Source organism: Azospirillum mesophilum (genome assembly GCF_053470405.2).
In genome coordinates, this window is sequence record NZ_JBPXMQ020000043.1 from 22,373 (window position 1) to 32,032 (window position 9,660).

Consider the following 9,660-nt stretch of genomic DNA (forward strand, 5'->3'; position numbering starts at 1 on the left):
CGGGGCTGGGCGAGGGGCAGAAACATGCGCCCCGCGCATAACGCCAGACGATACGTACACGCATTGTTGTGCACCGGCTGCACAACGGACGCTTCCGGGCGACCGGCGGGAAGGCGCGGAAACTCAGAGAAAAAGACCACATTCCCCGCATTGTGCACAAGAATGGCGGTGCCCAATCCGCCCAACGGTGCACAATAGGCGATATGCGCAAACCGCATGGCCTTCGCCGGGGAGTTGCCGCGAAGCCCCGGCGGTGCGACAGTGACGCCACCGTCACCTCGCCCAACCGGTCCGATGCTCCGCTCCCGGCTGTTCCTGCGCCTGTTCTCGACCGTGATGCTGGTGCTAGGGCTGTTTTCGGCGGCCTACTACCTGCTGTCCGTGCCGCTGGTGGAGCAGAAGGCCTACCAGATCGAGTTGGACGCCAGCCGCACCATCCTCGACAACGTCCATGAGTTGGCGAGCAAGATGCGCGCGGGGCTGGACGAGCAGCGCTCCACCATCATCGAGGGCTTCAAGACGGAGATGCGCATCTCCGTGTCACTCGCCGCCGGCTACGTCGATTATGTCTTCGGCCGGATGGAGCGCGGCGAGATCTCGCCGGAGGAAGCCCAGAAGCTGGTCTACGACGGGCTGACCGCCTTCCGCTACGGCAAGGACGGCTACATCTGGGTCACCAACTACAATTCCGAACTGCTGTCGCACCCGGACCCGGACTTCGCCGGCCGCAACGCCGCGTCGATCCAGGACGAGCATGGCCGCTACATCCTGCCGACCATCATCGAGCGGGCGCGGCGGGAAGGGGAGGGCTATCACGTCTACCCCTGGCGCCGGTTGCACAGCGACCCGCCGATCCAGAAGATGTCCTATTTCCGGCACTTGCCGCAGTACGGGATCATCATCGGGGCGGGCGCCTATCTGGCCGACATCGACGCGGTAGTCGAACGCCGCAAGGCGGAGGCCATCGAGGAGCTTCGCAAGGCGCTGCACAACATCCGCATCGCCCGCACCGGCTATGTCTACATCTTCGATTCGTCGCGGCGGATGATCATCCATCCCAACGCGAACATCGAAGGCACCGCCTTCGGCAGCCTGAAGGACCCGGCCACCGGCGAATACATCGCCGAGGCGCTGATGAAGGCGGCGCGGGACGGCCGTTACCTGCGCTACATGTGGGACAAGCCCAGCGACCCCAACAACTACGCCTACGAGAAGATCAGCTGGGTCCGGCATTTCGACGGGTTGGACTGGTACATCGCCTCCAGCGTCTACGAGGAGGAGCTGCGCAGCTCCGCCACCGTGCTGCGCAACCGGCTGCTCGGCATCGCGCTGGCGGTCATGGCGCTGGGCGGGGGGCTCGGCTGGCTGGGCGCGCGACGGCTGGTCAGCCCGCTGCGACGCCTCGCCGAGACCGCCGACCAAGTGCGGGCCGGCAACCTGAACGTCACCAGCGGCATCGTCCGCAACGACGAGATCGGCCTGCTCGCCGCCACCTTCGACGGCATGATCCACCGCGTGCGTGACGACATCGCCACGCTCGACACCCGCGTGCAGGAGCGCACGGCGGCGCTGGAGGAAGCGGAGGCGCGGCAACGCCTGATCCTCGACGCCATGCCGGCCGCCATCGCCTACCTCGACGGCATGGAGCGGCTGCGCTTCATCAACCGCCGCTGGCTGGAGCAGGCGCGGCGCGACGGCGACCTGCTGGGCTGGAGCCTGTGCGACGTGCTGGACCGCCGGACTTATCTGCAGCTCGCCCCCCATCTGGACCGGGCGCGGCGCGGCGAGCCCGCCAGCGTGGAGCACGCCACCACAACGCCCGACGGCCGCGAGACGGTCACCAAGACCATGCTGATCCCGCAGCAGAACGGCTTCGGCACGACGGTCGGCTTCTTTCTGCTGTCGCTGGACGTGACCGAGGAGCGGGAGGCGCAGCGCCAGCTTCTGGAGGCGCAGCGGCTGAAGGCGGTGGGGCAGCTGTCCGGCGGGCTGGCGCACGACTTCAACAACCTGCTGTCCATCATCATCGGCAACCTCGCCGTGGCGCGGGAGCGTTTCGCCGGCCTGACGGACCTCGACGCCCATCTGGAGCCGGCGCTGCGCGCCGGCCGCCGGGGGGCGGACATCACCGCCCGCCTGCTGGCCTTCGCCCGCCGCCAGCCGCTGAAGCCGCAGCCGGTGGAGGTGCGCACGCTGGTGCGGGAAACGACCCTGCTGCTCAGCCGCTCTCTGCCGGCCTCCATCACCATCGACACGCCGACCCTCGGCCCCTTGGAGACGGAGGAGCCCGCCTGGGCGGTCGCCGACCCGACCCAGCTGGAAAACGCGCTGGTCAACCTTGCGCTCAACAGCCGGGACGCCATGCCGGACGGCGGCGCGCTGACCATCGCGATCCAGGCGCTGCGGGATCCCGACCCCGCCGGCTTCGACGAGCCGCCGGCGCCCGGCCGCTACGTCGCGATCAGCGTGCGCGACACCGGCTGCGGCTTCGCGCCGGAGGTCGTGGCCCGCGCCTTCGAGCCCTTCTTCACGACGAAGGCGCTGGGCTCCGGCCTCGGCCTGTCGATGGTCTACGGATTCGTCAAGCAGTCGGGCGGCTACATCGGCGTGGACAGCGCGCCGGGCGCCGGGGCCACAGTGACCCTGCTGCTGCCCCAGGCCGACGCGCCGGCCGTGGAGGAGGCCGAATCTCCCGCCGACGCTCCCTGCGGCGCGCCCACTGGCGTTCCCTGCGGCCACTGGCACGGCCTGCTGGCGCTGGTGGTGGAGGACGACGACGACGTGCGGCAGGTGATGCGCGGGCAGCTGATGGAGCTGGGCTTCTCCGTCATCGAGGCCTCGAACGGCGGCGAGGCCATGGAACTGGCGGAGCAGATCGACGACCTGCGGCTGGTGGTGTCGGACATCGTCATGCCCGGCGTGTCGGGCCTGCAACTCGCCCGCCATCTGCGCGCCACGCGGCCGGAGGTCCAGGTCATCCTGTTCAGCGGCTTTTCCGTGGAGGAGATCGACGAGCGGGAAGGTCTGGTCATCCTGGGCAAACCATGGGACAAAAGCGAGTTGGCGGCGGCGGTCTGTCTGCCCGCGCCGGCTGAGCCGGGAAACGCTTGAGAAAAGAAAAAGCGCATGGACGGGAGGAAACTCGTTTACGTCGTCGACGACGACCCCGACGTCCGTAACCTTCTGCGCGGCGTCCTGGAAAGCTTCGGCTTTTCGGCCTCCCTGTTCGGGTCCGGGACGGCGGCGCGGGCGGCCATCCGCCGCGAGCCGCCGGACGTGTGCATCGTCGACCTCGGCCTGCCGGACATGGACGGGCTGACCCTGGTGCGCGAACTGTGGGAGGACGTGCGCTTCGGCGTCATCGTGCTGACCGGCCGGGGCGACGTGTCCGACCGCGTGCTGGGGCTGGAGCTGGGGGCCGACGACTACATCGTGAAGCCGTTCGAGCCGCGCGAGCTGGTGGCGCGGGTCAAGACGGTGATCCGCCGGCGCGAGCAGCTGATCGCCCGCGCCCGCGGGCCGGGCTCCGAAAAGGCGCGCTTCGGCGACTGGACCTTCGACCCCGGCGAACTGACCCTGACCGCCGACGACGGCCGCCACGCCACCCTGACCGCCGCAGAAGCCGCCCTGCTGCTGGCCCTGCTGAAGGCCCCCCGCCGCGTCCTGACGCGCGAGCAGCTTCAGGCGCCGGAGCTGGACCGCGACGACATCCCCTTCGACCGCGCCATCGACGTCCGCATCTCCCGCATCCGCAAGAAGATCGAGGACGACCCCCGCTCCCCAAAGCTGATCCGCACCGTCTACGGCGCCGGCTACCTGTTCACCGCCGAGGTGACCTGGCTGAGCTGAGGGACGGCCTCCACCCATTACACCCCCGTCGGGAGAAACGCCATGCCCAGCCCCGTGTCCGAGATCCCCGCCGCCCCGTCCAGCCTCGCCGAGGAGCATTTCGCCCGCCGACTGTCCCTGGAAACCGACTGCTGGGACGTGCACGAGGCCATGCGCACCGGCCAGCAGGATTTCGTGCTGCTCGACGTGCGCGGCCCCGCGCTCTACGCCAAGAGCCATGTGCCCGGAGCGGTCAACCTGCCGCACGGGAAGATCACCGCCCACCGCATGGCGGAGTGGCCTGACGATACGCTGTTCGTCGTCTATTGCGCCGGCCCCCATTGCAACGGCGCCGACTGCGGCGCGCTGCGGCTGGCGCGGCTGGGGCGTCCCGTGAAGCTGATGATCGGCGGCATGACCGGCTGGGCCGACGAGGGGTTTGCTTTCGCGACCGGCCCGAAGCCCGGGCCGGTCACGGCCTGATCCCCCATCAGAGATCCCTCATATTACAATTCGATACATTTGGGAGACAGTTTTGAAAAGCCGCTCCGCTAGGCTCCCCGCCAACGCCGTGGTCAACGCGGCAGCGACACAATCTAGGGAGCAGCGGTGCGATGAGCGCGACCAGTCCGTACGACCTCCATCTCGATAAGAACGCCGCCAACCACGTCCCCCTCACCCCCCTGACCTTTCTGGAGCGCGCCGCCAGCGTGTGGCCGGAGCGCGTCGCGGTCGTGCACGGCACCGTGCGCCGCACCTGGGCGGAAACCTTCGTGCGCTGCCGCAAGCTGGCCTCAGCGCTCGCCAAGCGGGGGATCGGCAAGGGCGACACGGTGGCGATGCTCGCCGCCAACACGCCCGAACTGTTCGAGGCGCATTTCGGCGTGCCGCTGGCCGGCGCCGTCCTGAACGCGATCAACACCCGCCTGGACGCCCCGGCCATCACCTTCATCCTGGAACATGGCGACGCCAAGGTCCTGATCTGCGACCGGGAGTTCTCCAAGGTCGGCAAGCCCGCCGTCGCCGCGATGAAGAACCCGATCCCGGTGATCGACATCGACGACCCGCAGTATGTCGGCGGGGAGCTGTTCGGGGAATGCGACTACGAGGCGTTCCTGGCCACCGGCGACGCCGACTTCCCCTGGACCATGCCGGGCGACGAGTGGGACGCCATCGCCCTGAACTACACCTCGGGCACCACCGGCAACCCGAAGGGCGTCGTCTACCATCACCGCGGCGCCTACCTGAACGCCGTGTCCAACGCGCTGTCCTGGAGCATGGGCGACGCGCCCGTGTATCTGTGGACGCTGCCGATGTTTCACTGCAACGGCTGGTGCTTCCCCTGGACGCTGGCGGTGGTCGCCGGCACCTCGGTCTGCCTGCGCGCGGTCCGCGTGGACGGACTGCTGAACGCGGTCCGCACGGAGAAGGTGACGCATTTCTGCGGCGCGCCGATCGTGCTGAACATGATCAACAACGCGCCGGCCGACCTGAAGACCGGCATCGACCACAAGGTCAAGGTGATGACGGCCGGCGCCGCCCCGCCCGCCGCGGTGATCGCGGGCATGGAGCGCATGGGCTGGGAGGTCACCCACGTCTACGGCTTGACCGAGGTCTACGGCCCGGTGACCCAGTGCGTCTGGCAGGACAAGTGGAACGACCTGCCGCTCGACCACAAGGCGGCGCTGAAGGCGCGCCAGGGCGTGCGCGGCCCGATGCTGGAAGCCGTCATGGTCGCCGATCCCGGCACGCTGGAGCCGGTTCCGAAAGACGGCGCCACGGTCGGCGAGATCTTCATGCGCGGCAACAACGTCATGAAGGGCTACCTGAAGAATCAGAAGGCCACGGACGAGGCCTTCGCCGGCGGCTGGTTCCACACCGGCGACCTCGCCGTCTGGCACGAGGACGGCTACCTGGAGATCAAGGACCGTTCCAAGGACATCATCATCTCCGGCGGCGAGAACATCTCCTCCATCGAGGTCGAGGACGTCCTCTACCGCCATCCGGACGTGCTGGAAGCCGCCGTCGTCGCCCGCCGCGACGAGAAGTGGGGCGAGACGCCCTGCGCCTTCGTCACGCTGAAGGAAGGCTCCAAGGCGACGGAGGCGGACATCATCGCCTTCTGCCGCCAGCACATGGCCCACTTCAAGGTGCCGCGCACGGTGCTGTTCCAGCCGCTGCCCAAGACCTCGACGGGCAAAATCCAGAAGTTCGTCCTGCGCCAGCAGGTCAAGGAGTTGTGATCATGAAGGTGTTGTGCGCCGTCAAGCGGGTCGTCGACTACAACGTCAAGATCCGCGTCAAGGCCGACCAGACGGGCGTGGACACGTCCAACGTCAAGTTCTCCATGAACCCCTTCGACGAGATCGCCGTGGAAGAGGCGGTCCGCCTGAAGGAAGCGGGCAAGGCGACGGAGATCGTCGTCGTCTCCATGGGGCCGACGCAGGCGCAGGAAACGCTGCGCACCGCGCTGGCGCTGGGCGCCGACCGGGGCATCCTGGTGGAGGCGAACGACGAGCTTCAGCCGCTGGCCGTCGCCAAGCTGCTGAAGGCCGTCATCGAGAAGGAGCAGCCGCAGATCGTGCTGCTCGGCAAGCAGGCCATCGACGACGACAGCAACCAGACCGGCCAGATGCTGGCCGCCCTGCTCGGCTGGCCGCAGGCCACCTTCGCCTCCAAGGTCGTGGTGGGCGAGGGCGTGGAGGTCACGCGCGAGATCGACGGCGGGCTTGAGACGGTGGCGCTGAACCTGCCGGCCGTCATCACCACCGACCTGCGCCTGAACGAGCCGCGCTACGCCTCCCTGCCCAACATCATGAAGGCGAAGAAGAAGCCGCTGGACGTGGTGAAGGCCGACAGCCTGGGCGTCGACATCGCCCCGCGCCTGAAGACGCTGAAGGTGGTTGAGCCCGCGTCGCGCAAGGCCGGCGTGAAGGTCGCCGACGTGGCCGCCCTGGTCGACAAGCTGAAGAACGAAGCGAAGGTGATCTGACGATGCGTACCCTGGTCATCGCTGAAACCGAAGGCGGCGTTCTGAAGCCCGCCACGCTGAACGCCGTCGCCGCCGCCAAGCGGATCGGCGCCCCCATCGACCTTCTGGTCGCCACCGCCGCCGGCGCGGGTGCCGCGCAGGCCGCCGCCGCTGTCGAGGGCGTCGCGACGGTCCTGACGGCCGAGGGTGACGACTATGAGCACGCGCTGGCGGAGCCGCTGGCCGCGCTGATCGTCTCGGTCGCCGGGGACTACAGCCACATCCTCGCCCCGGCGACGGCGACCGCGAAGAACGTGCTGCCGCGCGTCGCCGCGCTGCTGGACGTGGCGCAGGTCTCCGACATCGTGGCGGTGGAATCGCCGGACACCTTCGTGCGGCCGATCTACGCCGGCAACGCGCTGGCGACCGTGCAGTCGTCGGACAAGGTGAAGGTCGTCACCGTCCGCACCACCGCTTTCGAGGCGGTCGCGGCGACCGGCGGTTCCGCCGAGGTCCGTGCGGTGTCGGCGGCCGGCAACCCCGGCCTGTCGCGCTTCGTCTCCGCCGAGATCGTGAAGTCGGAGCGTCCGGAACTGACCTCGGCCCGCATCGTCATCTCCGGCGGTCGCGGCATGGGGGCTGGCGAGAACTTCGCCCTGCTGGAGAAGGTCGCCGACAAGCTGGGTGCCGCCGTCGGCGCGTCACGCGCGGCGGTCGACGCCGGCTTCGTGCCGAACGACTATCAGGTCGGCCAGACCGGCAAGATCGTGGCGCCCGAGCTGTATGTGGCCGTCGGCATCTCCGGCGCCATCCAGCATCTGGCGGGCATGAAGGACTCGAAAGTCATCGTCGCCATCAACAAGGACGAGGAGGCGCCGATTTTCCAGGTTGCCGACTACGGCCTTGTGGCCGACCTGTTCAAGGCTCTGCCGGAGCTGGAACAGGCCGTCTGAGCCTGACAAGCCGCCTTCAAAAAACTGACGCTGGGGAGTGAAGACCGCCATGACCGCCTACAACCCGCCGGTGCGCGACATCCAGTTCGTCCTGAAGCATGTGGCCGGCATCGACGCCGTCGCCGCCCTTCCGGGCTATGAGGAAGCGACGGAGGAGCTGCGCGACTCCATCCTGGAGGAAGCCTCCAAGATCGCCGGCGGGGTGCTGGCCCCGCTGAATCGGGTCGGCGACCAGCAGGGTGCCCGCTGGGACGAGGGCAAGGTCACCACGCCGGACGGCTGGGGTGACGCCTGGAACACTCTGGTCGAGGGCGGCTGGAACGGTCTTCCCTTCTCCGCCGAATGGGGCGGCATGGGCCTGCCGAACGTTCTGAACACCGCCGTTCAGGAGATGTGGCAGACCGCGAACATGGCCTTCGCGCTGTGCCCAATGCTGACGCAGGGCGCGGTCAACGCGCTCCAGCAGTTCGCGGCCGAGGACATCAAGGCGCTGTATCTGCCGAAGATGATCACCGGCGAATGGACCGGCACCATGAACCTGACGGAGCCGGCGGCGGGCTCCGACCTCGCGGCCATCCGGTCGAAGGCGGAGCCGGTCGGCGACGGCAGCTTCAAGGTCTTCGGCCAGAAGATTTTCATCACCTACGGCGATCATGACCTGACGGAAAACATCATCCATCTGGTGCTGGCGCGCCTGCCCGACGCGCCTGCGGGCGTGAAGGGGATTTCCCTGTTCGTCGTGCCGAAGTTCCTGGTCGGCGCGGACGGCACGCCCGGCGTGCGGAACGACGTGGCCTGCGTGTCCATCGAGCACAAGCTGGGCATCCACGGCAGCCCGACCGCGGTGCTGTCCTTCGGCGACAACGGTGGCGCCATCGGCTGGCTGGTCGGCGAGGCCAACCGCGGCCTTGAGTACATGTTTGTGATGATGAACCACGCCCGGCAGAACGTCGGCCTCCAGGGACTCGCCATCGCCGAGCGCGCCTACCAGCAGGCCCTGACCTACGCGCGGGAGCGTGTGCAGGGCAAGCCGGCGGGCTGGCAGGGCAGCGGTTCCGCCGGTATCGTCCATCATCCGGAAGTGCGCCGGATGCTGATGACGATGAAAGCGCGCATCGAGGCCATGCGCGGCATCCTCTACACCGCCGCCGCCGCCCACGACGTCCGCAGCCACCACCCGGAGGAGGAAGCCCGCCAGACCGCCTCCGTCCTGGAAGACATCCTGACCCCCATCGCCAAGGGCTGGAGCACGGAGATGGGGCAGGACATCGCCTCCAACGGCGTGCAGATCCACGGCGGCATGGGCTATGTCGAGGAGACGGGTGCGGCCCAGCATCTGCGCGACGCCCGCATCACGACCATCTACGAGGGCACGACGGCCATCCAGGCCAACGACCTCGTGAACCGCAAGCTGCTGCGCGACAAGGGCGCCTCGCTGACCGCCTATCTCGGCGATGTGGAGCGGAACGCCCGGGTTCTGGAGGCATCGGACAACGCCCACCTCCAGGTCATCGGCCGCGAACTGGCGCTGGCCGTGTCGCGCACCGGCGAGATCGCGTCCTGGATCCTCGCCAACGCCGCCGACCCGGCGCGTCCGGCCGCGGCCGCCCTGTCGCTGCTGAACGCCATGGGTCTGGTGGCCGGCGGCCATTACCTCGCCATCGGTGCGCAGGCGGCGCTCGGCCAACTGGCGGAAGGGGCGTCGGACGACGGCTTCCTGGCCGCCAAGCCGATCACCGCGCGCTTCTTCGCCGAACATCTGCTGGGGCAGGTCGAAGGCTACCGCGCCGCCGTGGTCAATGGCGCGGACACTGTGATGTCGCTGGACAACTCCCAGCTCTGATTGCCATGGTCTCGGGCGTTGGGGGGGGTGGCTTCTGCTGCCCAAACCCAGACCTTCTTTTTCCC

7 protein-coding genes are annotated in these 9,660 nt (G+C 68.5%); all 7 read left to right on the forward strand.

The annotated features are described in order from the left end of the window. The first annotated feature begins 294 nt into the window (after nucleotides 1–294). Nucleotides 295–3,111 carry a cache domain-containing protein gene (locus ACSVC7_RS27215; protein WP_448207756.1) on the forward strand — a complete coding sequence of 939 codons (2,817 nt, stop codon included), beginning with the start codon at nucleotides 295–297 and terminating at the stop codon, nucleotides 3,109–3,111. Nucleotides 3,112–3,126: 15 nt separating this feature from the next. After that, on the forward strand, nucleotides 3,127–3,849 hold the full coding sequence (locus ACSVC7_RS27220; protein WP_448207755.1) for a response regulator transcription factor: 723 nt from the start codon (nucleotides 3,127–3,129) through the stop codon (nucleotides 3,847–3,849). 42 nt (nucleotides 3,850–3,891) lie between these two features. After that, nucleotides 3,892–4,311: a rhodanese-like domain-containing protein gene (locus ACSVC7_RS27225; protein WP_448207754.1), complete on the forward strand. Its 420-nt coding sequence runs from the start codon at nucleotides 3,892–3,894 to the stop codon at nucleotides 4,309–4,311. Nucleotides 4,312–4,442: 131 nt separating this feature from the next. Continuing rightward, a complete protein-coding gene (locus ACSVC7_RS27230; protein ID WP_448207753.1) occupies nucleotides 4,443–6,071 on the forward strand; it encodes an acyl-CoA synthetase in 1,629 nt (542 codons plus the stop codon). A gap of 2 nt (nucleotides 6,072–6,073) precedes the next feature. Then, nucleotides 6,074–6,820 (forward strand): electron transfer flavoprotein subunit beta/FixA family protein, encoded by a 747-nt coding sequence (locus ACSVC7_RS27235; RefSeq protein WP_448207752.1) that lies wholly within the window; start codon nucleotides 6,074–6,076, stop codon nucleotides 6,818–6,820. 2 nt (nucleotides 6,821–6,822) lie between these two features. Next, complete coding sequence (locus ACSVC7_RS27240) at nucleotides 6,823–7,752, forward strand: FAD-binding protein (protein WP_448207751.1); 930 nt, start codon at nucleotides 6,823–6,825, stop codon at nucleotides 7,750–7,752. Between the two features lie 49 nt (nucleotides 7,753–7,801). Further along, nucleotides 7,802–9,595, forward strand: coding sequence for an acyl-CoA dehydrogenase (locus ACSVC7_RS27245; protein WP_448207750.1), 1,794 nt, complete (start codon nucleotides 7,802–7,804; stop codon nucleotides 9,593–9,595). Nucleotides 9,596–9,660 lie beyond the last annotated feature (65 nt).